General features: G+C 76.4%; 13 protein-coding genes. 11 read left to right on the forward strand and 2 right to left on the reverse strand.

Annotated features, from left to right (window positions below):
* Positions 1-173 precede the first annotated feature (173 nt).
* The 5 genes from ABZ457_RS08680 (at position 174) to moeZ (ending at position 7718) form a co-directional block, all read left to right on the forward strand.
* Positions 174-1817: a DUF3492 domain-containing protein gene (locus ABZ457_RS08680; protein WP_359155394.1), complete on the forward strand. Its 1644-nt coding sequence runs from the start codon at positions 174-176 to the stop codon at positions 1815-1817.
* A gap of 1814 nt (positions 1818-3631) precedes the next feature.
* Positions 3632-4600 (forward strand): hypothetical protein, encoded by a 969-nt coding sequence (locus tag ABZ457_RS08685; protein WP_359155396.1) that lies wholly within the window; start codon positions 3632-3634, stop codon positions 4598-4600.
* Between the two features lie 140 nt (positions 4601-4740).
* Entirely contained in the window at positions 4741-5700 is a 960-nt protein-coding gene (locus tag ABZ457_RS08690; RefSeq protein ID WP_018845606.1) for an NAD-dependent epimerase/dehydratase family protein, read from the forward strand.
* Positions 5688-6470, forward strand: a complete 783-nt coding sequence (locus tag ABZ457_RS08695; RefSeq protein ID WP_359155399.1) for a spherulation-specific family 4 protein — start codon at positions 5688-5690, stop codon at positions 6468-6470. Before ABZ457_RS08690 ends, ABZ457_RS08695 begins: the two co-directional genes overlap by 13 nt.
* A 69-nt stretch (positions 6471-6539) precedes the next feature.
* On the forward strand, positions 6540-7718 hold the full coding sequence (moeZ, locus tag ABZ457_RS08700; protein ID WP_359155401.1) for an adenylyltransferase/sulfurtransferase MoeZ: 1179 nt from the start codon (positions 6540-6542) through the stop codon (positions 7716-7718).
* A 116-nt stretch (positions 7719-7834) separates the two neighbouring features.
* Here moeZ and ABZ457_RS08705 read toward each other — a convergent pair whose 3' ends face one another.
* Entirely contained in the window at positions 7835-9448 is a 1614-nt protein-coding gene (locus ABZ457_RS08705; protein ID WP_359155403.1) for an alpha/beta hydrolase, read from the reverse strand.
* A 205-nt stretch (positions 9449-9653) separates the two neighbouring features.
* Complete coding sequence (locus ABZ457_RS08710; RefSeq protein ID WP_359155405.1) at positions 9654-12482, reverse strand: lysylphosphatidylglycerol synthase transmembrane domain-containing protein; 2829 nt, start codon at positions 12480-12482, stop codon at positions 9654-9656.
* 176 nt (positions 12483-12658) lie between these two features.
* Here ABZ457_RS08710 and ABZ457_RS08715 point away from each other — a divergent pair, with 176 nt between their 5' ends.
* The 6 genes from ABZ457_RS08715 (at position 12659) to nudC (ending at position 24819) form a co-directional block, all read left to right on the forward strand.
* Entirely contained in the window at positions 12659-13294 is a 636-nt protein-coding gene (locus ABZ457_RS08715; RefSeq protein ID WP_359155407.1) for an MGMT family protein, read from the forward strand.
* A gap of 102 nt (positions 13295-13396) precedes the next feature.
* A complete protein-coding gene (locus ABZ457_RS08720; RefSeq protein WP_359155410.1) occupies positions 13397-17476 on the forward strand; it encodes a UvrD-helicase domain-containing protein in 4080 nt (1359 codons plus the stop codon).
* Positions 17477-17585: 109 nt separating this feature from the next.
* Positions 17586-18620: a hypothetical protein gene (locus tag ABZ457_RS08725; RefSeq protein ID WP_359155413.1), complete on the forward strand. Its 1035-nt coding sequence runs from the start codon at positions 17586-17588 to the stop codon at positions 18618-18620.
* A gap of 174 nt (positions 18621-18794) precedes the next feature.
* The gene (locus ABZ457_RS08730) at positions 18795-22340 is read left to right on the forward strand and encodes an ATP-dependent DNA helicase (RefSeq protein ID WP_359155415.1); all 3546 of its coding nucleotides are present in this window, start codon (positions 18795-18797) and stop codon (positions 22338-22340) included.
* A gap of 10 nt (positions 22341-22350) precedes the next feature.
* Positions 22351-23769 carry a dipeptidase gene (locus ABZ457_RS08735; protein ID WP_359155417.1) on the forward strand — a complete coding sequence of 473 codons (1419 nt, stop codon included), beginning with the start codon at positions 22351-22353 and terminating at the stop codon, positions 23767-23769.
* A gap of 102 nt (positions 23770-23871) precedes the next feature.
* Positions 23872-24819, forward strand: a complete 948-nt coding sequence (gene nudC / locus ABZ457_RS08740; RefSeq protein ID WP_359155420.1) for an NAD(+) diphosphatase — start codon at positions 23872-23874, stop codon at positions 24817-24819.
* Positions 24820-24871 lie beyond the last annotated feature (52 nt).

Genomic DNA, 24871 nt, shown 5'->3' on the forward strand with positions numbered 1-24871 from the left:
CAGTCCGAGGGAGTCGCGGTCGCCGTAGTCGATATTGCGGAGCGAGGACTCCTGGAGGGCGGTGGCCAGGGCGATGGTGACCGCCCGCTGCGGCACCTCCGCATAACGTCGTCCCGCTGTCAGCCGCCGGGATCCAACGGCGGCCGCCCACAAGGGAGATCGGGGGTGGACTCGTGCGGATCGGACTGGTCACGGAAGGTGGCTACCCGTATGCGACGGGTGAGTCCAGGCTCTGGTGCGACCGGCTGGTGCGCGGGCTCGAACAGCACGAGTTCGACGTCTACGCGACGAGCCGCAGCGCCGCACAGGAGGAGCGCGGTGTGCCGCCGCTGCCCCCCAACGCGCGGCTGGTGCGCACCGCCGCCCTGTGGGCGCCTGCGGACGACGGCGTCAGCCACGGGCGGCGCACGCGGCGGCGGTTCGCCGAGGGCTTCGGCGCCCTGGTGGCCGCGGCGGCCACCGGCGGGGACGGCTTCGCGGACGCGCTCCACGCCCTCGCAGGTCTCGCCCGCGAGCACGGCGGGCTGCCGGCCGCCCTCCGCTCCGAAGTGGCCCTGCGCGCTCTGGAGTCCGCCTGTCGTGCGCCCGGCGCGCACCGGGCCCTGCGGGCGGTGACGGTCGCCGATCTGCTGGACGCGGCCGACGGGCTGGAACGCGCCCTGCGCCCCCTCTCCTTCGACTGGTACGAGGACGACACCCTGGCCGCCGCCGATCTGTGCCATGCCGCGTCCGGCGGTACGGGGGCCCTGCCCGGCCTTCTGGCCAAACGCTTCTGCGGACTCCCGCTGCTGGTCACCGAGTACGGCGTGCAGCTGCGCGCCCGGTACCTCGCCGGGCGCGAGGCGGGGGCGAGCGCCCCCGTGCGCGCCCTCCTGGCCGGCTTCCACGGGCAGCTCGCGCGGGAGGTGTACGCACAGGCCGAGCTCATCACCCCGGGCAACACCCATGCGCGGCGCTGGCAGGAGCGGTGCGGCGCCGACCGGGACAGGATCCGCACGGTCCACCCGGGGATGGCGGCCGAGCGGTTCGCCGCCGTGGGGGAGGGCGCGGACGGCGGGGACGGGCACACCCTGGTGTGGGTCGGCGCCTTCGAGCCCGCCAAGGACCTGATCGCCCTGCTGCACGCCTTCGCCGAGATCCGCAAGGAGGAACCGGAGGCCCGGCTGCGGCTCTTCGGCATGTCGCCGGCCGGCGGCTGCCGGGGCGACGCGGGCTATCTGGCGCACTGCCGGGGGCTCGCCGCGCAGCTCTTCCCGGACGAGGCGGCCGGGGCGCACGCGATGGGCGACAACCCGGTCTCCTTCGAGGAGATCGGCTCCCCGGAGGCGCCCCACACGGCCGACGCGTACGCCGCCGGGGGCGTGGTCGTCCTCTCCAGCGTCGTCGAGGGCTTCCCGGTCAGCCTGGTGGAGGCCATGTTCTGCGGGCGGGCGACGGTGTCGACGGACGCGGGGGCGGTCGTGGAGGTCATCGGCGGCACGGGGCTCGTCGTCCCGCCGCGCAACCCGCGGGCGCTCGCGGACGCGTGCCTGGCGCTGCTGCGCGACCCGGAGCGCCGGGCGCGGCTGGGGGCGGCGGCACGGGCGCGGGCGCTGGAACTCTTCACCGTCGAACAGAACCTGACGGCATTTCGGGGCATTTACCTGGAGCTGATCTCCCGCTCCCCGGTCCGGCGGGCGGCCGAGGCCGTCGACGCGGACGGCGAGCCGGTGCCCTTCGCGCACCCCGCCGAGACCCATGTCCCCGGCCGCCTCACGGGCGCGGCCCACACCCCGGGCTGGGCGACGGCGGGCACGGTTAAGGAGACCCAGTCATGAACGCGGCACGCACCGCGAGGGAGGCGGCGCTCACCGCGGCGGCCGCCGCGGCCGACGACGACCCGGGCCCGTCGTCCGCACCCGACCCCGGTCCCGCCCCGGCCCCGCCGACCGACGCGGACCATGTGCGCGCGGTGTGGGCGGCGCTGACGGCCCTCGACGCGATTCGCGACGAGTCGCGGGGGGCGGGGGCGGCGGGGTGTGGGGGTGACACCCGCCCGGTGGGGCCGCGGCCCGACGCGAGTGGCATGGCGCCCGAGCCGGGCGGCCCGGACCGGCAGCCCGCTGCGGAGCCGGGCCGCGCGGGTGACGCCGACCCGGCGTCTGCGCCGGAGGGCACGTTCCCTCCCGGCTCCGCCGGGGTGGCTGCGGGGGCGTTCGGCGCGGTGCCCGCCCCTGGCGACGTGCCGGGACCGCCTTCGGGCGCTCCGGGCGACGGCGCGTGCTCTGACGGAGCGCCGGTTCCCGCTCCAGGTGCGGGGGTTGGCGCCGGCGGGGCGCGGCCCCTGCCCGGCCCGGGCGCCGAGACGCGCCCCGACGTGGAGGGTCCATCTTCGGTGGGGGCGGGCCGCGCGGGCGACGGCCACCCGGCACCTGCGCCGGGGGGCACGGTTGCTCCCGGCGACATCCCGGGACCGCATTCGGCCGTGCTGGGCCCCGGCGCGGAGCGTCCGTCCCCAAGGGGGACGGGCAGCGCAAGCGGCGGCACCGGCCCGGCGGCCGCGCCGGACGCAGGCCCGGGTGCCGGAGGGCAGGCGTCCGCGCCTCCTCCCGGCTCCGCCGGGGCCCACGCGGGGGCGGGCCCGGCTCCCGCGCCTGGTCCGGCCGGGGACGGCCCGGGGGCAATCGATGCGGAGCGAGTGATCGGCGATGCCGAGCCGGGCTCAGCGCTCGGCGAGGACCTCGGGGCCCGACCCGGGGGTGTTGGCGGGCCACGCCACGAGACGGGCCGGGGGCCCGTGCCGGGCAGCGGGCCAACCCCCCTGCCCGGTGCGGGCGGTGCTCCCTCCAGTGGGGTCGGCGTCGCCCCCGCGTATGAGCGGGAGCACGGGCCCGGGGCTGCTCAGGGGCCCCGCCCCAGCGAGCCCGCCTCCGAGGCGCGCCCCGAGGCCGGGTCGCGCCGCGTCCCCCCTCCCGACGCGGAGTCGGAGCCCGGCCCGCTCGGTCCTGTCCACCCCAGCGGGGCGGGTCCCACCCCGCTGGCTCCGAGCGCGCCGACCTCCGGGGCGCAGCCGGGGCCCGTCACGGGCCCCCGCGTCGGCGCGCCCGCCTCCCAGGTGCGGCCGGAACGCACCCCGCCCGGTGCGGCCCAGCCCGGCCAGGCGATCGCGGCGCCCGCGCCCAGCGGCGGCCCCGGCGCGCCGCGCAGCGAGGCCGGCCCGGAGCCCGCTCCCGGCGCCGGCCCCACCCCGTCCGCCTCCCAGGCCCAGCCGGAGCCCACCCCGCCCGGTCCGGTCCGGCCGCCCGCCTCCGGGGCGAACCCGGAGCCCGCTCCCGGTGCCGCCCTCGCCGGGGCGGGCCCCGAGCCCGTCCAAGACGTCGGTCCCGACGGGGCGGACCCGGTACCCGCTCCCGGCCCCACCGCAGCGAGCCACGCGCCCGCCCCCGGGGCGCAGCCGGGGCCCACCCCGCCCGGTCCGGCAGGGCCCGGGCCCGCGGAGGGCCCCGACCCCACCCCGGCGAGCCCGGCATCCACCCCCCACCCCCACGGGGCGGATCCCACCCCCCGTAACCGCTCCCGCCGCGCAGGCGGGGACCCCGTCAAGGGGTTGCTGCATCGGCATCGGGGGCTGTGCGAAGGGGCCGTCGATCCGTTGGAGATCGCCGCCGGGCTGGAGGCGCACGGGGTCACGGACCGGGCCGCGGCGCGGTTTCGGCATCGGGATGTGTTCTCGCTCGCGGAGGAGATGTTCGCGCGGGCGGGGGATGTGGAGCCCGAGGTGCGGGCGCGGGCGGCGGAGCCCACCCGGGTGGACGTGCGGACAGGTGTGCCCGGGGTCGTGTGCGGGCTCGCCGTCGCCGGTGTCGCGTTCACCGGTGGGGGCGCGCGGCTCGGTGTCGCCGCCGTGGGCGTCCTCGCGACCGCCGTCGCGCTGGTGCTCGCGCTGCGCACCGGCCCGCTCCGCGCCCGCGCGCGGCGACCCGCGCCCGCCGCGCGGCTGTGGGTGCTGTGGCTGATCGCGTACACCGTCTGCGGCCAGGGCCTGGTCGCGGAGATCGCCGGCGGCGGCCCCGACGGGCCCCCGCCCGCCGACCCGCTGCCCCTCGTACCGCTCGCCCTCGCCCTCGTGCCCGCCGCCTGGTGCGCCCACCTCTTCGCCGTACGGGCGCGCCGCCGCGCGGAGACCGCCCGGGGGCTGGTGGAGTTCGCCGCCGGGACGCGGCCCCTGCTGTTCGCCGTCGTGCTGCTGCACACCGCCGCCCTCGGCGCGCTCGCCGCCGCCACCGGGCTGCTCGCGCCCGGCACGACCGCCACCGGCGGACTCGGCGCCGCCGTCGCGCTCGGCGCGCTGCTGTTCCTGGCCCGGCTGCTCGTCGTGCACGGCTTCCCCGAACCCGCCTCGGCCGCCCTCGCCGCCGCCTGCGCGGTCGAGGCGGCCGTACCCGCCCTGCTGTTGTCCGGCCGGCTGCCCGGCCTGGATCTCGTGGCCCGGCCCGTGGAGCACCTCGTCGCGAGCTGGGGCCCCGCCGTGGTGCCCGTGGCGGCCTGCGCGGCCGCCGCCCTGGCACTCCTCGTCCACGCCTCCACCGTCCTGGTCCGCGCCTCGGCGCACACCCGCTGACCCGCCGGCGCGACCTGTTCGCGGTGCCGGCACCGCGAACAGGCGCCGGCCACACGGCACCGACAGTGAGAACCCCTAAGGAGAAACCGCATGACCCCGCTCCACCCGGTGACGTCCCGCAACCCCCAGGAGGTCGCGCGATGAGGGTGCTACTGCTCGGTGCCAACGGCTTCATCGGCCGCTTCGTGACCGACCGGCTCCTCGCCGACCCGGCCGTCCACCTCACCGCCCTCGGCCGCGGCGACGACGCCGACGTCCGCTTCGACCTCGCGGGCGGCAGCCCCGGCGCCCTGACCCGCTTCCTCGGCGCCGTCCACCCCGGTGTCGTCATCAACTGCGCGGGCGCGACCCGAGGCGGCGCCCGTGAACTGACCCGGCACAACACCGTCGCCGTCGCCACCGTCTGCGAGGCGCTGCGCCGCAGCGGCTGCGGGGCGCGGCTCGTCCAGATCGGCTGCGCCTCCGAGTACGGGCCCTCCCAGCAGGGCTCGTCCACCGCCGAGGACGCGGTGCCCCGCCCCGGCGGCCCCTACGGCGTCAGCAAGCTCGCCGCCACCGAACTGGTCCTCGGATCGGGGCTGGACGCGGTGGTGCTGCGGGTCTTCTCGCCCGTCGGCCCCGGCACCCCGGCCGGCTCCCCGCTGGGCCGGCTCGCCGAGGCGATGCGCCGCGCCATGCAGCAGGGCGACGGCGAACTGAAGCTCAGCGGCCTCGGCGTGCAGCGCGACTTCGTCGACGTCCGCGACGTCGCCCGCGCCGTGCACGCCGCCTCCCTCTCCGCCGCGCAGGGCGTCGTCAACATCGGTACCGGCCGGGCCGTCAAGCTCCGGGACGCGGCCGCCGTCCTCGCCCGGGTCGCCGGCTACGCGGGCGCCCTGCACGAACTGGACGCGCCGCCCGGACGCCACCTCATCGGCGCGCCCCGCTCGGAGTCCGTGACCGAGCACCTGGCCGCCGGCCCGTCCCCCTACCCGGACGGCTGCGGCGCCTGGCAGCAGGCCGATGTGCGCACCGCCCGCGACCGCCTCGGCTGGCGGCCCCGGATCAACCTGGAGGAGTCGCTCGCCGACATCTGGATGGAGGCGGCATGCCGCATCTGACCACCACCGGGACGCAGCTCGCCGCGACCGGCTCGGAAGGGCTCGGCTTCGGCGTCCCCGGCTACGCGCACCCGCTGCTGGCCCCCGTCGAGTGGGCCGAACTCACCCGCCCCGGCACGCCGTTGCACTGGGTCGTCCTCAATGTCGCGGGCGGGCACGGCAGGGTCGCGGGCGGGCCCGGCCGGCTGCCCGACCCGCACTGCCTGGAGGCCGCCGGACGCCTGCGGAACGCGGGCGTCCGGGTCCTCGGCCATCTGGACCTGGCCCACGGCGGGCGCCCGTTCGGCGATCTCGTCGGCGACGCCCAGCGCTTCGCCGACTGGTACAAGGTCGACGGCTTCCTGCTGGACCGCGCCCCCGTGGACCGCGCCGACCTGCCCCAGGTGCGCCGCACCACCGCCACCCTGGACGCCCTGCTGGACGGCGGGCACCTGGTCCTCGGCCACGGCACCCACCCCTACCCCGGCTACGCGGAGGCCGCGGACCAACTGGTCACCTTCTCCGGGCCGTGGGCCGAGTACCGCTGGTCGCAGGTGGCGGAGTGGACGGCGGAGTACCCGCCCCAGCGGTTCGCCCACTTCGTGCACGGCGTCCCGCGCACACACCTGGAGGAGGCGACCAGGATCGCCCGCTGGCAGGGGGCCGGGACGATCTTCTTCACCGACCGCGGACCCGCCCCGCAAGGAAAAGGGCAGCTCAGCCCCTTCGAGGCGCTGCCCGGCTACTGGGACGAAATCGTCTCGCGGATCGGACCGGGTGTCTCGGAATGAGAAGGGGCGTGGCAGTGTTACGGGGAGAGCAACCGTACTCACCCACCAGCCTGTATTGATGAGGTCTCCGTGTCGCTGCCACCCCTGGTCGAGCCGGCCGCCGAGCTCACCGTAGACGAGGTCCGCAGGTACTCCCGTCATCTGATCATCCCGGACGTGGGGATGGACGGGCAGAAGCGGCTCAAGAACGCCAAGGTGCTGGCCGTGGGCGCCGGCGGCCTCGGGTCGCCTGCCCTGATGTACCTGGCCGCGGCCGGTGTCGGCACCCTCGGCATCGTGGAGTTCGACGAGGTCGACGAGTCGAACCTGCAGCGCCAGATCATCCACAGCCAGGCGGACATCGGCCGCTCCAAGGCCGAGTCCGCCCGGGACACGGTCAAGGGGATCAACCCCTATGTGGACGTGGTCCTTCACGAGGAACGGCTTGAGGCCGAGAACGTGATGGACATCTTCAGCCAGTACGACCTGATCGTCGACGGCACGGACAACTTCGCCACCCGCTACCTGGTGAACGACGCCTGCGTGCTGCTGGGCAAGCCGTACGTATGGGGCTCGATCTACCGCTTCGACGGACAGGCGTCCGTCTTCTGGTCCGAGCACGGCCCCTGCTACCGCTGCCTCTACCCGGAGCCCCCGCCGCCGGGCATGGTCCCCTCCTGCGCCGAGGGCGGCGTGCTGGGCGTGCTCTGCGCGTCCATCGGGTCGATCCAGGTCAACGAGGCCATCAAGCTGCTCGCCGGCATCGGTGAGCCGCTGGTCGGCCGGCTGATGATCTACGACGCCCTGGAGATGCAGTACCGCCAGGTCAAGGTCCGCAAGGACCCCGACTGCGCGGTCTGCGGCGAGAACCCGACCGTCACCGAGCTCATCGACTACGAGGCCTTCTGCGGCGTCGTCTCCGAGGAGGCCCAGGAGGCGGCGGCCGGCTCGACGATCACTCCCAAGCAGCTCAAGGAGTGGATCGACGACGGCGAGAACATCGACATCATCGACGTCCGCGAGGTCAACGAGTACGAGATCGTCTCGATCCCGGGCGCGCGGCTGATCCCGAAGAACGAGTTCCTGATGGGTACCGCCCTCCAGGACCTGCCGCAGGACAAGAAGATCGTCCTGCACTGCAAGACGGGTGTCCGCAGTGCGGAAGTCCTCGCGGTCCTGAAGTCCGCGGGCTTCGCGGACGCGGTGCACGTCGGCGGCGGGGTCATCGGCTGGGTGAACCAGATCGAGCCGGAGAAGCCGGTCTACTGACCGGACCGGACCGGACGGCGGCCACCGGACCGCCGTTCCCCAACGGCCCCCGAGGGGCGACGGGCCCCCGGACCGCGCGAGCGGCCCGGGGGCCTCGCCGTGCCGGGGGCGCGCGATCAGCGGCAGACCGTGCCGTCCCGGGGCACCCGCCCGTTCAGCAGATAGCCGTTGACCGCCCGGTCCACACAGGCGCTGTTGCCGTACGCGCCGTGCCCCTCGCCGTCGTACGTCATCCGTACGCCGACGCCCCGGCCCAGTGCCTCGGCCATCACCCGCGCTCCCTCGTAAGGCGTCGCCGGGTCGCCGGTGTTGCCGATGACCACGATCGGCGGGGCGCCCGGGGCGGAGACGTCCGGGTGGGTCCAGGTGCCCGGCACCGGCCACTCGGTGCAGCCGAGGAGGCCCCAGCCGAGGAACTCCCCGAACACGGGGGAGGCCCGCCGGAACTCGGGCAGCTTCGCCCGGGTCTGCTCCGGCGTGTAGCGCTCCTTGGAGTCGACGCAGCCGATCGCCGCGCCCGCCGCCTGCGCGTTGCTGTAGGTCCCGTTCTCGTTCCGGCCGGTCAGCGCGTCCGAGAAGGCCATCAGCAGACCGCCGTTGCCGCCCTCCGCCTCGTCGAGGCCCTGCTCCAGCAGCTCCCAGTACTCGCGCGAGTAGAGGGTCTGGGCGATGCCGTTGAGCGCCTGACTCTGTGTCAGCATCCGGTCGCCGATGCCCGGGATGGGCTTGCTGTCCAGCCCGTCCAGGAACTCGATGATCCAGTCCTGGATCTCGCCCGGCGTGGAACCGGGCAGCCGGCAGTCGTCGCCCCGGTCGACGCAGTCCCGGAGGAAGTTGGTCAGCGCGAGCTGGAAGCCCTCGGCCTGGCCCAGCGAGCTCTGCTCGGAGTTCTCGCTCGGGTCCACGACCGCGTCGAAGACCGCCCGCCCGACGTTCTTGGGGAACAGGTGGGCGTACACCCCGCCCAGTTCGGTGCCGTAGGAGATCCCGAAGTAGTGCAGCTTCTCGTCGCCCAGCACCTGGCGCATCAGATCCATGTCGCGGGCCGCGTTCTCGGTGCCGACGTGCGGGAGTTCATTGCCGGAGTTCTCCTCGCAGGCGTCCGCGAAGGAGGCCAGGCCCTCGATGTACGCCCGCTCCTCGGCCGCGTCGTCCGGGGTGGAGTCCTCGGCGATCCACTCCTCCATCTGCTGGTCGTCCAGGCACTCCACGGGCACGCTCCGGCCGACCCCGCGCGGGTCGAAGCTCACCAGGTCGTAGCGGGTGCGCAGGGTGCCGTAGTCGGCGGCCGCCGCGGGCAGGGTGGCGACGCCCGAGCCGCCGGGGCCGCCGAAGTTGAACACCAGGGAGCCGATCCGCCGGTCCGGGTCGCTCGCCCGGGCGCGGATCAGCGCCAGCTCCATCGCCTCGCCGCCCGGGTCGTCGTAGTCGAGCGGCACCTCCATGAAGGAGCACTCCCAGGTGGTGCCGCCGGGCAGCGGGGAGGGTTCGGTGCCGCCGCCCTCCGCGTCGGACGGCGCCGGGCACGGCTTCCACTCCAGCTTCTGCGCGGCGTAGTCCCGGGGCCGGTCCTCGTCCCCGCCGCCGTCGGAGCAGCCGGCGGCGGCGAGCAGGACGGCGAGCGCGGCGGCCGCGGCCCGGACGGGACGCCGGCGGACGGCCCCCGCCCCGGTACGGCGGGCGGCCCGGGCGGCGGCGGTGCGGTGCGCGGTGGCGGAGGTCGTCGGCATGCGGCCATCGTGCGCCGCCGGGGTCTGCTCCGCATGGGCGACGGGCCCATGCGGGTGGCGCAGCGGCCGGTGCTCCCACCGGGTGAGGGCGCTGTGCCGTACGGGTGGACTTCCGGCTCCGGGTCTGGACTTCCCTCCGCACTTTCCTCCGCCCGAGTGCCCGAGTGCCCGAGGCCCCCGGCCCGCCGAAGGGCCGGGGGATCCGTCAGAGCGCGCCCTTGCGCGTCAGGTGGGTGAAGGCGAACCAGCCCGGCAGCACCGGCAGCCAGAGCGTCATCAGCCGGTAGAGCAGCACCGCGGGCGCGGCCACCTCCGACGGCACCCCGACCAGCAGCAGACCGCCGAGCAGGGCACCCTCGACCGCGCCCACACCGCCCGGGGTCGGGGCGGCCGAACCGAGGGCGTTGCCCGCGAGGAAGACGACCGCGATGCTCGCGTAGCTGATCGGCTGGGCGCCGTCGCCGACCGCGCGGATCGAGGCGTCCAGGCAGAGCACGAAGAACGTGGTCAGCAGCAGCATCCCGCCGATGCCGGTGAGGAGCTTCATCGGCCGCTGGAGCACGTCCAGCATGCGCGGCACCACCCCGGCGAACAGCGAGCGCAGCCGGGTGACCACGAACTTCCGCATGAACGGGATGGCCGTGACGACCAGCACCAGCACCGCGACGGTCAGCAGACCCGCGATCACGGTCCTCGACGGGGTGAAGGACGCGGTGCGCTCCGTCCCCGTCAGATAGCCGAACAGCAGCAGCAGGAGGATGTGGCAGCCCAGCCCGAACAGCTGCGAGGCGCCCACGCTCGCCACCGCCAGCCCGGGGCGCACCCCGGAGCGCTGGAGGAAGCGGGTGTTCAGCGCCACGCCGCCCACCGCCGCCGGGGCCACGATCTTCACGAAGGACCCGGCGACCTGCGCCACGACCGTGGGCCGGAAGCCCACCCGCTCCGGCACGAAGCCCAGCAGGCTCATCGCCGCCGCGATGTAGCTCAGCGCGGAGAACGCCGCCGCCGCCGCGACCCAGCCCCAGTGGGCCCGGCCGAAGACCGTGCCGAAGTCGATGCCGGCGATCTGGGAGAGCAGGAAGTACGCGGCGACCGCGCCCGCGATAAAGCTGACCAGGGTGCGCGGCCTGATCCGCTCCAGCCGGACCGGCTCCACCGGCGCCTGGGGGCGGATCAGCAGCACCTGCGCCCGGATCTGGGTCAGCAGATCCTCCTCGCGCGCCTCCTCCAGGGCCTCGTCCACGGCCCGCTTGTCGGCCTGCTTCTCCGCCTTCTCGACCTTGCGGGCCGCCTTGCGCCCGTCCTTGCCCTCGGTGGGCCGGTCCTCCTGGCCCCGGGCCCGCCGGGCGGCGGCCGACGCCTCCAGGACCGCATCCCGCTCCCGCTGCGCCCGCTCGCGCGCCTGCTGGCGCAGGGTGGCACGGGTGGACCGGCTGAGCGCGATCGGCTGGAGCAGCGGCAGGCAGTCGGCGACCGTGTCCGGGCCGAGTACCTCCACCGCCGCGGCCACCGCCCGCTCCGCGCCGACCCGCAGGCCCAGCGTGGTCAGCAGCTGGGCGATGTCCATCCGCAGTACGAGGTCGCCCGCGGCGATCTCGCCGCCGCGCAGATCGGTCAGGATCACCCGGCCGTCCGGGTCGACCAGGATCGCGTCCCCGGCGAGGCGCCGGTGCGCGATCCGGCGCGACTGCAGGGCCCGGACCTGCCGCCAGGCCCCGAGGACCACCTCGTCGGTGATCTCCTCGTCGGCCAGGGAGTCCAGCAGCCGGCCGCCCTGGTGCTCGTAGACCAGCATCACGGCGTCCGGGCCGAGCTCGGAGGTGGCGATCAGCTTGGGGGCGTTGGCGCCGGCCGCGATGGCCGCGTAGGCGAGCAGGGCCTCCTGCTCCAGGGCCTGGCGCAGGGACTGGATGGAGCGGCGGGTGGTGATCGAGCGCAGGGTCAGCCGGCGCCAGACCCGGTAGAAGAAGCCCTGCGCCTGCTGCTCCCGGTCGACCACGGTGACGTCCAGCGGCGGGCCGTCCTCCAGGGACACCAGATAGCGCCGGCCGCGGTCCTGGTCGGCGTTCTCCGGGGTGTCGTCGGCGCGCATCGCGCTGACCGGGCGGAAGCCGACGTGCCGCAGCCCGGCGAGCAGCGTCTGCCCGGTGGGGCGGACGTTCGGCGAGCCGACCGCGTAGAGGGTGCCGTAGGCGACGGTCCAGCCCAGCAGCACGGTCAGGATGATCGAGAACGGGGTGGTGTAGCCGGCGACCAGCATCGCGAAGGCGTCCAGCAGCAGCACCATCCACAGGACCACGCGCCAGCGCGGCCGGCGGGCCATCCCGACCGCCGTCATATAGGCGATCACGGGCGCGAGATAGCCGTGCACCGGGTCGGTCAGTCCGTTGGACTGCGGCACGGTCAGCGCGTCCTGGAGGCTGCCGGGGGCCGCGCGGGAGACCCACAGGTCGGTGGCGAGGGTCACGCCGTGGGCCAGCACGGCGGCGAGGACGCCGTCCGCGATGCGTAGACCGTCCCGTTTGACCAGCCGCTCGATCGCGAAGGCGACGGGCACCAGCAGCACGGCGATGCTGGAGACCAGGCCGGCGAGCTTGACCAGCAGGTCGGGCGCCTGGCCGGTGCCCTTGCTGATGTCCGACTCCAGGCCGGTGGTGGTGCCCTGGGCGAAGGCGGCGACGGCGAGCACGACGGCGATGGCCAGGATGCCGCCGAGCAGCCGCATCAGGTCGGAGGGGCGGTGGACGCGGGCGGCGAGCAGGGGCTCGTCGCCCGAGACCCGGTCCGCGAGGTCGCCGCCCGCGCTCAGGGCGGTGGCGCCGGACGCGGTGGCCCGGGCGCGGCAGCCGGTGGCGGGGTCGGCCGGGCCGGTGCCCGCCGGGCCGGGGGTGGACGCGGGGGCCGCCGGGCCGGTCGCCGGAGGCGTCGTGGCGGGGGGCGTCGCGGAGGAGGTGGCGGAACGGTCCGCCCCGTCTCCGGGCGTGCCGGGGGGCGGCCCGGTCTCAGGGCCGTCCGCCGCCTTCGGAGGCTGCACGCCCTGCTCCTTCGCCGTCTCGGTCTCTTCTTGATCTCGTATCACCAGTCACCGCCCGCACGATGGTGGCACGGCCGGACGACAGAGAGGGGCATCAGGGTGCAATGCGGGGGAGTGACTCCACCGGGATGTGCCCCTTTGGTGCCGCTGGTCCGATTCTCCTCCGCTCTCCGGCGTTGTCGGTGGCGTGGGGCAGGATGGGGCGGATGGACGACCGGAAGGGCGATGTGCCCGAACACCCCTCGGACTCCCCGGGACCCTCGGGCTCCCCGGACCTTCCGGGATCCGAGTACCCCGAATACGCGGAGCGGGTCCTGGAGGTCGCCGAGCTGATCCCGCCGGGCCGGGTGATGACCTACGGGGACGTCGCCGAATGGCTCGGCGAGGGCGGCCCCCGCCAGGTCGGCCGGGCGATGGCGCTGTACGGCGGCCCCGTGCCGTGGTGGCGCGTGGTGCGCGCGGACGGCGTGCTGCTGCCCGGGCACGAGCTGCGCGCCCTGGAGCACTACCGCGCGGAGGGCACCCCGCTGCGGGAGGCGTCCCGGGCGGCCGAGGGGCATGTGCCGCGGCTCGACATGCGGCGGGCCCGCTGGGACGGCACGGGCGCGGCCGGGCTCGCAGGCGCGGAACCGGGCGGCACGCGCGGGGGCGCCGGCGGGGCCGGGGGCGCGCCGGGTGCCGCGGAACCGGGCGGGGGCGCGCGGGGTTCGGTGGCCGAGCCGGGCGGGGGCGCGCAGGAGGGGGCTCACACCGAACAGCTTCCGCCGGGCGGCGACACCGCGGGCGGCGCGAGGCCCACCCGGGCGACCTGACCCGGCCGCTGCGCGGGGCCCGCGCCCTGGCGTAGCGTCGCCGGGGCGCACCGCGCGCCGCAGGACCGACACCAGCACACCCACCAGGACCGGCGATCCACTGTGAGTTCCTCCTCCACCACCGGGCGTACGCCGTACCCGCAGCAGGTACGGCCGGGGGTCCCCCCGCGCCCGCAGGGGCACAGGGAACGGTCCCCGGGCGCGTACCGGCTGGTGCGCACCGCACCCGCCCCCGTGGATCCCCCTCTCCTGGACGCAGCCCAGCGCGCGGTGGTTGATCACACGGACGGACCGCTGCTGGTCCTCGCCGGACCGGGCACCGGCAAGACCACCACCCTGGTGGAGTCGGTCGCCGCCCGGATCGCCCGGGGCGGGGACCCGGCGCGCATCCTGGTCCTCACCTTCAGCCGCCGGGCCGCCGTCGAACTGCGCGACCGGATGGCGCTGCGGCTCGGCGGCGCGCACGGTCCGCAGGCGACCACCTTCCACTCCTTCTGCTACGCCCTGGTCCGGGCGCACCAGGACGCGGACCTCTTCGCCGAGCCGCTGCGCCTGCTCTCCGGCCCCGAGCAGGACGTGGCCCTGCGCGAGCTGCTCGCCGGGCATGTGGCGATGGAGCGCGACGGCGTTCCCGGCGGGGTCCGGTGGCCCGCCGACCTGCGCGCCTGCCTGACCACCCGGGGCTTCGCCGACGAGGCCCGCGCGGTGATCGCCCGCAGCCGGGAGCTGGGCCTCGGGCCGGAGGCGCTGGCCGGCTTCGCCGACCGGGCCGGACGCCCGGACTGGCGGGCGGCGGCGGCCTTCCTCGCGGAGTACCTGGACGTCCTGGACATGCAGGGCGTCCTCGACTACGCCGAGCTGGTGCACCGCGCGGTGCTGCTCGCCGAGCGCGAGTTGTCGCCGGGGGACTTCCCGTACGACGCGGTCTTCGTGGACGAGTACCAGGACACCGACCCGGCGCAGGTGCGGCTGCTGCGGGCGCTGGCGGGCGGCGGACGGACGCTGGTCGCCTTCGGCGACCCGGACCAGTCGATCTACGCCTTCCGGGGCGCGGACGTGAACGGCATCCTCGACTTCCCCGGGGTCTTCCGGCGGCGGGACGGGGCGCCCTCCGGGGTCGCGGTCCTGACCGCCAACCGCCGCAGCGGGGCGGCCCTGCTGGCGGCGACCCGCCTGCTCACCCGGCGGATGCCGCTCACCCGGCTGCCCGCGGACCGGGTCCGCGCGCACCGGGAGCCGGCGGCGGTCCGCGACGGCGGCCGGGTGGAGGCGTACACGTACCCCACGGCGTCCACGGAGACCGACAACATCGCGGACATCCTGCGCCGGGCGCACCTGGAGGACGGCGTTCCCTGGGAGGAGATGGCCGTCCTGGTCCGCGCGGGCGGCCGCACGATCCCGTCCCTGCGCCGCGCCCTGATCTCGGCGGGCGTCCCGGTCGAGGTCACCGGCGACGACCTCCCCCTCCGCCACGAGCCGGCGGTCGCGCCCCTGCTGTCCGCCCTCCGCACGGCGGCGCAGGCGGCGCTCACCCCGCCGGAGGGGGTTTCCGGGCCGAACCCCGAGGCCACGCCCGCCGACCCGGACCGGCCCGCGAGCCTTGACGCCGACCCGGTCCCGCGCCCGGCGGCCGCCGTGGACCCGGCTGGCCTCCCGGAGCCCGGGCTCGCGAACGCCGACCCGGGCATGGGCCCCGGCGGCGGTACCCCCGTGTCGGAGGCCGCCTCGCCGACCGGGGCGCGGGGCTCCGAGCCCGCGGACGCCGACCCGGGCCCGGGCCCTGACGCCGGACCGGGCCCGGGGGACGGTTCCGCCGAGGCCCCGGGGGACGGTCCCGCCGAGGCGGAGGCCGCCACCCCGGCGGGCGGGGCCCCCGCCGCCGGGCCTCCGGTGGAGGGTCCGAAGTCCGTGGCCGCGCGTCGCGGCGCAGGGTCGCCCGCACCGGACTCCGACGCCCACGGTCCCGCAGAGGCCGAGGGCCGGACCGGGGCCCGGCCCGGCCCGGTTGGCCCGGGCCCCGGCGGCGGTACCCCCGTAGGCGGCGAATCCGCTGACGGGCTCACGCCCGAGACCCCCGGCCCCGCCGGGCCGGGGCCCGGGGCCGGGCCGGTGGACGCCATCGCTTCCCCGGCCGGGGTGCGTGCCGGGGGCGAGGACCCCGCCCACGCCGCCCTGACGGGCGGCCCCGAGCACGCGGGCGCGGGCCCGCGCCCCGAGAACAAGGGCCCCGCCGAGGCGGAGGCCGCCCCCGCCGAGCCCGGACCCGGGCCGGGCGGGGCAGAGGCCGCCGCCGCCCCCCAACCCCCCCGTGGGCTCGACGCCGAGACCGCGATCGGGTTGCTCACGTCGCCGCTGGGCGGGATGGACAGTTCGGACCTGCGCCGGCTCGGGCGGGCCCTGCGGGACGAGGAGCGGGCCGCGGGCAACCGCGTGCCCCCGCCGTCCGACGTGCTGATCGCCCGCGCGCTCGCCGAGCCCGAGCGGCTGGTCGCGCACGACCCCGCGTACGCGCGCGGCGCGCAGCGGCTCGGTGTGCTGCTGCGCAAGACGCGGGAGCTGCTGGCCGGCGGCGGCACCGCCGAGGAGGCCCTGTGGCTGCTCTGGGACGGCACCCCCTGGCCCCAGCGCCTCGAACGCTCCGCCTTCCGCGGCGGCCCCGGCGGCCGGAACGCCGACCGCGACCTCGACGCCGTGTGCGCCCTGTTCGAGACCGCCGCCCGCGCCGAGGAGCGCACCGGCGGCCGGGGCGCGCTCAACTTCATCGAGGAGCTGGACGCCCAGGACATCGCCGCCGACACCCTGACCCGCCGGGAGGCCCGCCCCGACGCCGTGCGCCTGATGACCGCGCACCGCTCCAAGGGCCTGGAGTGGCGGCTCGTCGTCGTCGCGGGCGTACAGGAGGGGCTCTGGCCCGACCTGCGCCGCCGCGGTTCACTCCTCGAAGCCGACCGCATCGGCCGCGACGGCCTCGCCGAACCCCTCCCCCCGGGCGCCCTCCTCGCCGAGGAGCGCCGCCTCTTCTACGTCGCCGCGACCCGCGCCCGGGACCGTCTCGTCGTGACCGCCGTCAAGGCCCCGGCCGACGACGGCGACCAGCCCTCCCGGTTCCTCACGGAACTCGGCGTCGAGCCCGTCGACGTCACCGGCCGCCCCCGCCGCCCCCTCGCCGTCGCCCCCCTCGTCGCCGAGCTGCGCGCGACCACTGTCGACCCGGACGCGTCCCCCGCGCTCCGCGAGGCCGCCGCCCGCCGGCTCGCGCGCCTCGCCGCCCTCACCGACGAGGACGGCCAGCCCCTGGTCCCGTCCGCGCACCCCTACCGCTGGTGGGGCATGGACGAGCCGACCCGCAGCGCCGTGCCCCTGCGCGACCGGGACCGGCCCGTCGCCCTGTCCGGCAGCGCCCTCGACCAGCTCGCCAACACCTGCGCCCTCCAGTGGTTCCTGGGCCGCGAGGTGAAGGCGGACGCCCCGGCCACCGCCGCCCAGGGCTTCGGCAACGTGGTCCACGTCCTCGCGGACGAGGTCGCCTCCGGCCGCACTCCCGCCGATCTCGACGTGCTGATGGAGCGTCTGGACTCGGTCTGGAACGGCCTGGTCTTCGACGCCCCCTGGAAGTCCCGCCAGGAGAAGGAGCACGCCCGCGCAGCCCTGGAGCGCTTCCTGCGCTGGCACGTCATGGACCGCGGCGGCCGGGCCCCCGCCGCCACCGAGCACGACTTCGACGTGACCCTGGAGGCGGGGGAGTACGAGGTCCGCATCCGCGGCTCGATGGACCGGGTCGAGCAGGACGCGGGCGGCCGGGCGTACGTCGTGGACTTCAAGACCGGCAAGCAGGCGCCCACCGGTGCCGAGGTCGCCCGCCATCCGCAGCTCGCCGTGTACCAGCTCGCGGTGCGCGAGGGCGCGGTCGACGAGGTGTTCGACGGCCGACGCCCCGAGCCCGGCGGGGCCGAGCTGGTGCATCTGCGCCAGGCCGCCCCCAAGAAGGAGGGCGGCGAGGCGCTGCCCAAGGTGCAGGCGCAGGAGCCGCCGGACGGGGAGTGGGTCGGCGACCTGCTGGCGACGGCCGCCGGGCGGGTCCTGGACGAGCGCTTCGCGCCCAGCGCCGGGCAGCACTGCGCGCACTGCGCCTTCCGCGCCTCGTGCAGCGCGCAGCCGGAGGGCCGCCAAATAGTGGAATGATCGGTGCGCTGATCGCTTGTCGCCCGTTTCCTGAGGGTTCGTCCGCATCCAATGAAGGTCCACAGCAGCCATGGCGCCCCCGGCTGCGGATCTTCATGGGAGTTGACACATGGCGGCAACCAGGACGTCCCGGCCGGCCGGGACCACGCCGAAGACGACGACGGTCACGGCGGCCCGCCCCGCGGGCCGGGCCGCGGCGGCGGCACTCGTCTGCGTCTGCGCCGGGGCCGTGCTGACGGGCTGTTCCGGGGACGGCGGGGGCGAGACGGGCGGTGGCGCGGGAGCGCGCAAGGTCACCGCGGCGGCCACCGACGGCGCCACGGCGGGACCGTTCCGCGGCCTGAGCGCCGACCAGATCGCGGACCGCGCGGTCGCGGCCACCGAACAGGCGCCCTCGCTGCGGATGAAGGGCGAGATCGAGAGCGGGGGCGACCTGGTCACGGTCGACCTCGCGATGGACTCCCGCGCCGACTGCACCGGCCGCCTCGGCGTCCAGGGCGGGCGGGCCGACGTCCGGCGGCTGGGCGAGGTCGTCTATATGAAGGGCGACGACGCCTTCTGGCGCGCCGCGATGCGCTCACGCCCCTCCGCCTCCCCGGACGACGGGAGCGGCGACGCGGTGGTCGAGCTGGTGAAGGACCGCTGGGTCAAGCTCCCGGCCGGGGCCGTCGAGGACCTGCGCGGGCTGTGCGATCTGGACGAGATGCTCGCCGGGCTGAAGGGCGCCGGCGGGATCAGCAGCGGCCTGACCCTGGGGCGGGACGGCGCGGTCGGCGGCGCGCGGGCGACCACCCTCGTCAAGCGAAACGGTTCGGCGACGGTGACCGCGTATGTCGCGCAGGAGGGCGAACCGTATCTGCTGAAGGTCGTCAGGGCGGGGGGCGAGGAGCCCGGCGGCGTCACGTTCTCGGACTACGGCAAGCCGGTCGCCGTGACCGCGCCGCCCGCCGGGGAGGTCGTGGACCTGGAGGGGCTGCTCGGCGACCCGGACCCGGATGCGGACCCGGACGGCACCTCACCCGCCCCGGAGCAGGAGCCGGACCCCGAGCTCTCCCCGGAGCCGGACACCGAGTCCGACCCGGACACGGGCGGCGACACGGGGTTCAACGCGGGCAGCCGCGCGGACGACGAGGCCGCGTCCTGAGGCCCTGAGCCCGGCCCCCGCCCGGGCCCTCGCCCCGCCCGGGCCCTCGCCCCGGGCGGGCGCGGCCCGGGCCACCCGCCCCGCCCCGGGACCCGGCCACCCGCCCCGGGTCGCGGGCCCGGGCCCCACCTGGGACCGCGACGGACTGTCCGCGCTCCCCGTTAGCCTCTTCCGGTGACCGCGCGCATCACCGACCCCGAGCAGCTCAAGGAGCTCCTCGGCATCCCCTTCACCCCGGAGCAGACGGCCTGCATCACCGCGCCGCCCGCCCCGCAGGTCATCGTGGCCGGGGCCGGGTCGGGGAAGACGACGGTCATGGCGGCCCGCGTGGTCTGGCTCGTCGGCACCGGGCAGGTCGCCCCGGAGCAGGTCCTCGGGCTCACGTTCACCAACAAGGCCGCCGCCGAACTGGCCGAGCGCGTCCGGACCGCCCTCGTCCGGGCCGGGGTGACCGACCCGGACGCGCTGCCCGTCGACGGCTCCGGGGACGACGCGGTGGGCGGCGAGCCCCGGATCTCGACGTACCACGCCTTCGCCGGGCAGCTCCTCACCGACCACGGGCTGCGCATCGGTCTGGAGCCCAGCGCCCGGCTGCTCGCCGACGCCACCCGCTACCAGCTCGCCGCCCGTGTGCTGCGCGAGGCCCCCGGACCGTACCCGGCCCTGACCCGGTCCTTTCCCACCCTGGTCAGCGATGTCCTCGCCCTCGACGCCGAACTCGCCGAGCACCTGGTCCGCCCCGAGGCCCTGGACCGCCACGACGCCGGACTGCTCACCGCCCTCGCCGGGGCGAAGCTCGGCAACCCCGACCTGCGCAAGGTCCCGGAGGCGGCCCGGGCCCGTCGGGAACTCCTCGACCTCACCGTCCGCTACCGCACCGCCAAGAGCGAGCGCGATCTGCTCGACTTCGGGGACCAGATCGCCCTCTCCGCCGAACTGGCCCTCACCCGGCCCGAGGTGGGCACGGTCCTGCGCGACGAGTTCCGGGTCGTCCTGCTCGACGAGTACCAGGACACCTCCGTCGCCCAGCGCCTCATGCTCTCCGGGCTGTTCGGCCAGGGCACCGGGCACGCCGTCACCGCCGTCGGCGACCCCTGCCAGGCGATCTACGGCTGGCGCGGGGCCTCCGTGGCCAACCTGGACGACTTCCCGCGGCACTTCCCGTACGCCGACGGCACCCCCGCGACCCGCTTCGCGCTGAGCGAGAACCGCCGCAGCGGCGGCCGCCTCCTGGACCTCGCCAACGGCCTCGCCACCCCGCTGCGCGCCATGCACGAGGGCGTCGAGGCCCTGCGCCCCGCCCCGGGCGCCGAGCGGGACGGCATCGTGCGCTGCGCCCTGCTGCCCACGCACGCCGAGGAGATCGCCTGGCTGGCCGACTCCATCGCCCATCTGGTGCGCACCGGCAAGGCGCCCGGGGAGATCGCCGTCCTGTGCCGCACGGCCCGCGACTTCCCCGAGATCCAGGGCGCCCTGGTCGCCCGGGACGTCCCCGTGGAGGTCGTCGGACTGTCCGGGCTGCTGCACCTGCCGGAGGTCGCGGACCTGGTCGCCGTCTGCGAGGTCCTCCAGGACCCGGGGGCCAACGCCTCCCTCGTCCGGCTGCTGACCGGCCCCCGCTGGCGGATCGGCCACCGGGACCTGGCCCTCCTCGGGCGGCGGGCCCGCCTCCTGGTCCACCGGCCGGACGGCGACGACGACCCCGAGCGCCGTCTCGCCGCCGCCGTGGAGGGCACCGACCCGGCCGAGATCATCTCCCTCGCGGACGCCCTGGACACCTTCCTGGAGGCGGGCGGCGGCGCGGCCCCGGACGACGGACTGCCGTTCTCCGCCGAGGCCCGGGTCCGTTTCGCCCGCCTCGCCGCCGAACTGCGCGAGCTGCGCCGTTCGCTCGCCGACCCGCTGATGGACGTCCTCCACCGGGTGCTCGGTGCCACCGGCCTGGACGTCGAACTCTCCGCCTCCCCGCACGCGCTGGCCGCCCGCCGCCGCGAGACCCTGGCCAACTTCCTGGACATCGCCGCCTCCTTCGCCGCCCTCGACGGCGAGACGACCCTGCTCGCCTTCCTCGGCTTCCTGCGCACGGCCGCCCAGTACGAGAAGGGCCTCGACAACGCCCTCCCCGGCGGCGAGAACACCGTCAAGGTGCTCACCGCGCACAAGTCCAAGGGCCTCGAATGGGATGTCGTCGCCGTCCCCGGCCTGGTCGCCAAGCAGTTCCCGAGCGACCGCGCCCGCGAGTCCTGGACCTCCCAGCCCCAGGTCCTCCCGCACGCCCTGCGCGGTGACGCGGAGACCCTGCCGGAGGTCGCCGGCTGGGACGCCGCCGGGCTGAAGGACTTCAAGGCGGCGATGAAGGAGCACCAGCACACCGAGGAACTCCGCCTCGGCTATGTGACCTTCACCCGGCCCCGGTCCCTCCTCCTCGGGTCCGGGCACTGGTGGGGCCCGGACCAGAAGCGCCGCCGCGGCCCCTCCGCCTTCCTCCGGGCCCTGCACGACCACTGCGCCCGGGGGCACGGCGAGATCGAGGCATGGGCGGAGGAGCCCGAGGAGGACGCGGAGAACCCGGCGCTGCGGGAGCGGGGCGACGACCTGGCCTGGCCGCTGCCGCTCGACCCGGCCTCCCTGGCCCGCCGCCGGGCGGCCGCCGAGACGGTCCTCGCTCATCTGGCGTCGGCGCCGGACGACCGGGCGCCGGAGCCTGCGGACGACGCCGACTGGGCCTGGCCCGAGGAGGCCCCGCCCGAGGAGGAGCCCCCGCCGCCGTTCGACGACCCCTTCGGCGACCCGGACGAGCGCGCGTACGGCGAACCGTACGACGACCCCCGTGGCGAGGCGCCCGGGGAGCTGCCCGACGCCCCGGCCGCCGCCGTCCCCCACCAGCCCCCGGCCCCGCCCCAGGAAACCGCGCCCGCCGCCCCGGCGGAACCGCACGCCCCGGCCGAACCCCTCACCCCGGAGGAGGTCAGGGTCCTCGACTCCTGGGACCGCGACCTGGACGCCCTCACCGGCGAACTGCGCCGCGCCCGCGCCACCGTCCGGGACGTCGAGCTGCCGCGCTCCCTCTCGGCCTCCCAGCTGCTCCGCCTCGCCGCCGACCCCGACGGCTTCGCCCGCGACCTGGCCCGCCCGATGCCCCGGCCACCGCACCGGGCGGCCCGGCGCGGCACCCGCTTCCACGCCTGGGTCGAGTCCCGCTTCGAGGAGGTGCCCCTGCCCGTGCTCGGCCCGGACGAGCTGCCCGGAGCGGCCGGCCCGGACGCGGCCGACGACCACGACATCGCCGACGAGCAGGACCTGGCCGCGCTCAAGGAGGCGTTCGCGCGCACCGCGTACGCCCGGCGCACCCCGTACCGGGTCGAGGCGCCCTTCCAGTTCACCCTGGCCGGACGCGTGGTGCGGGGCCGGATCGACGCGGTCTACCGCACGGAGACCGGGGGCCCCGGCACCGGGGACGGCGGCCCCGGCTCCGGCCCCGCGTACGAGATCGTCGACTGGAAGACCGCCCGGGACGGCCGGGCCGACCCCCTCCAGCTCGCCGTCTACCGCCTGGCCTGGGCCGAGCAGCAGGGCGTCCCCCCGGAGGCGGTCACCGCCGCGTTCGTCTTCGTGCGCACCGGCGAGGTGGTCCGGCCCCCGGACCTGCCGGGCCGCGAGGCCCTGGAGCGCGTCCTGCTGGGCGGGACGCCCGGCGAGTCCGCCGGCGGGGCCCGTTAGGCTCGTGAGCATGAGCGAGACCCCGGACAGCGCCGTCCGTACGTACATCCGGCAGCACAGCGCGGCCTTCGTCGACGAGCTGGTCGAGTGGCTGCGCATCCCGTCCGTGTCGGCGCAGCCCGAGCACGCCGGCGATGTGCGGCGCAGCGCCGACTGGCTGGCCGCCGCACTGCGGGAGACGGGCTTCCCGGTCGCCGAGATCTGGGAGACCCCCGGCGCGCCCGCCGTCTACGCCGAGTGGCCCGCCGAGGACCCGGACGCGCCCACCGTCCTGGTCTACGGCCACCACGACGTCCAGCCCGCCGCCCGCGAGGACGGCTGGGACACCGACCCCTTCGACCCGGTGGTCACCGGCAACCGGCTGTACGCGCGCGGCGCCGCCGACGACAAGGGCCAGGTGTTCTTCCACACACTCGGCGTCCGCGCCCACCTGGCCGCCACCGGCCGCACCGCGCCCGCCGTCACCCTCAAGCTGCTGATCGAGGGCGAGGAGGAGTCCGGCTCCCCGCACTTCCGCGACCTCGTCGAACGGCACGCCGGCCGACTCGCCGCCGACGCCGTGATCGTCTCCGACACCGGTATGTGGTCCGAGACCACCCCCACCGTCTGCACCGGCATGCGCGGCCTCGCCGAGTGCGAGATCACCTTCGAGGGCCCCGGCCAGGACATCCACTCCGGCTCGTTCGGCGGCGCGGTCCCCAACCCGGCCACCGTCGCCGCCCGGATCGTCGCGGCCCTGCACGACGAGGACGAGCGCGTCACCGTGCCCGGCTTCTACGACGGCATCCCGCCGCTGACCGACGCCGAACGGCGGCTCTTCGCCGAACTGCCCTTCGACGAGGAGTCCTGGCTGCGCACCGCCCACTCCCGCGCCACCCTCGGCGAGCACGGCTGGACCACCCTGGAACGCCTGTGGGCCCGCCCCACGGCCGAGGTCAACGGGATCGGCGGCGGGTACCAGGGCGCCGGCGGCAAGACGATCGTCCCCGCCTCGGCGACGGTGAAGCTGTCCTTCCGGCTGGTCGCGGGCCAGGAACCCGAGAAGATCGAGCGGGCCGTGGCCGACTGGGTGGCCGAGCGGGTCCCCGCCGGTATCCGGCACCGGATCGCGTTCAGCGCCGCGACCCGCCCCTGTCTGACCCCGCTGGACCACCCGGCGCTCCGCTCGGTCGTCCGGGCCATGGGCCGCGCCTTCGACGGCGAGACGATCCGCTTCACCCGGGAGGGCGGCTCGGGTCCCGCCGCCGACCTCCAGGACGTGCTGGGCGCCCCCGTCCTCTTCCTCGGCATCTCGGTGCCGTCCGACGGCTGGCACGCACCGAACGAGAAGGTCGAACTCGACCTGCTCCTCAAGGGCGTGGAAGCCTCGGCACACCTGTGGGAGGACCTGGCCGGGACCCTGCGCGGGACCGGCGGCCCGGACGCCTGACGCCCGGCCGCCCCACCGCGTCCCGGCGGCCCGCCGGACCGCCCCACCGCCATCCGCACCGGACCCGACAGCCATCCGCACCGGGGGAGTTGGAAGAACACCGTGAGCACCGACAGCTACGCCGCCTGGGACCGCCCGATCGGCCTGACCGCGCCGAGCGGGATCGACCGCGAGGCGCACAACCGCCTGGACGAGGCATGGCTGGCGGCGGCGTGGAGCCACCCCACGACCCGTGTCTTCGTGGTCTCCGGCGGCCAGGCCCTGATCGACGACACCCCCGACGGCCGCACCGAGCTGGTCATGACCCCGGCCTTCGAGGCGCCGCTCACCGAGACGCATCGCTACTTCCTCGGTACCGACGAGGACGGGGTGCGCTACTTCGCCCTCCAGAAGGACTCCCTGCCGGGCCGGATGGACCAGTCCGCCCGCCCCGCCGGGCTGCGCGAGGCGGGGCTGCTGCTGTCCCCGCGGGACGCCGGTCTGCTGGTGCACGCCGTGGCACTGGAGAACTGGCAGCGGCTGCACCGCTTCTGCTCCCGCTGCGGCGAGCGGACCGTGATCGCGGCGGCCGGGCACATCCGCCGCTGCCAGGCGTGCGGCGCGGAGCACTACCCGCGCACCGACCCGGCCGTGATCATGCTGGTCACGGACGACGAGGACCGCGCCCTCCTGGGCCGCCAGGTGCACTGGCCGGAGGGCCGCTTCTCCACCCTGGCGGGCTTCGTCGAACCGGGGGAGTCCATCGAGCAGTCGGTGCGGCGCGAGGTGCGCGAGGAGGTGGGCGTCTCGGTGGGCGAGGTCGGCTATGTGGCCAGCCAGCCGTGGCCCTTCCCGTCCAGCCTGATGCTCGGCTTCACCGCCCGTGCCGTCTCCTCGGAGATCGTCGTGGACGGGGAGGAGATCCACGAGGCGCGCTGGTTCTCCCGGGAGGAGCTGCGGGCCGCGTTCGAGTCCGGGGAGGTGCTGCCTCCCTACGGCATCTCGATCGCGGCCCGTCTCGTCGAGCTCTGGTACGGCAAGCCGCTGCCCAAGCCGGGCGACGCGGCCTGAGCCGCGTCGCGGGCCGAGCCCGGTTCGGCTGCCTGGGGCCCGGGCGGGCGGC

Source organism: Streptomyces sp. NPDC005805, assembly GCF_040630445.1.
GTDB lineage: Bacteria > Actinomycetota > Actinomycetes > Streptomycetales > Streptomycetaceae > Streptomyces.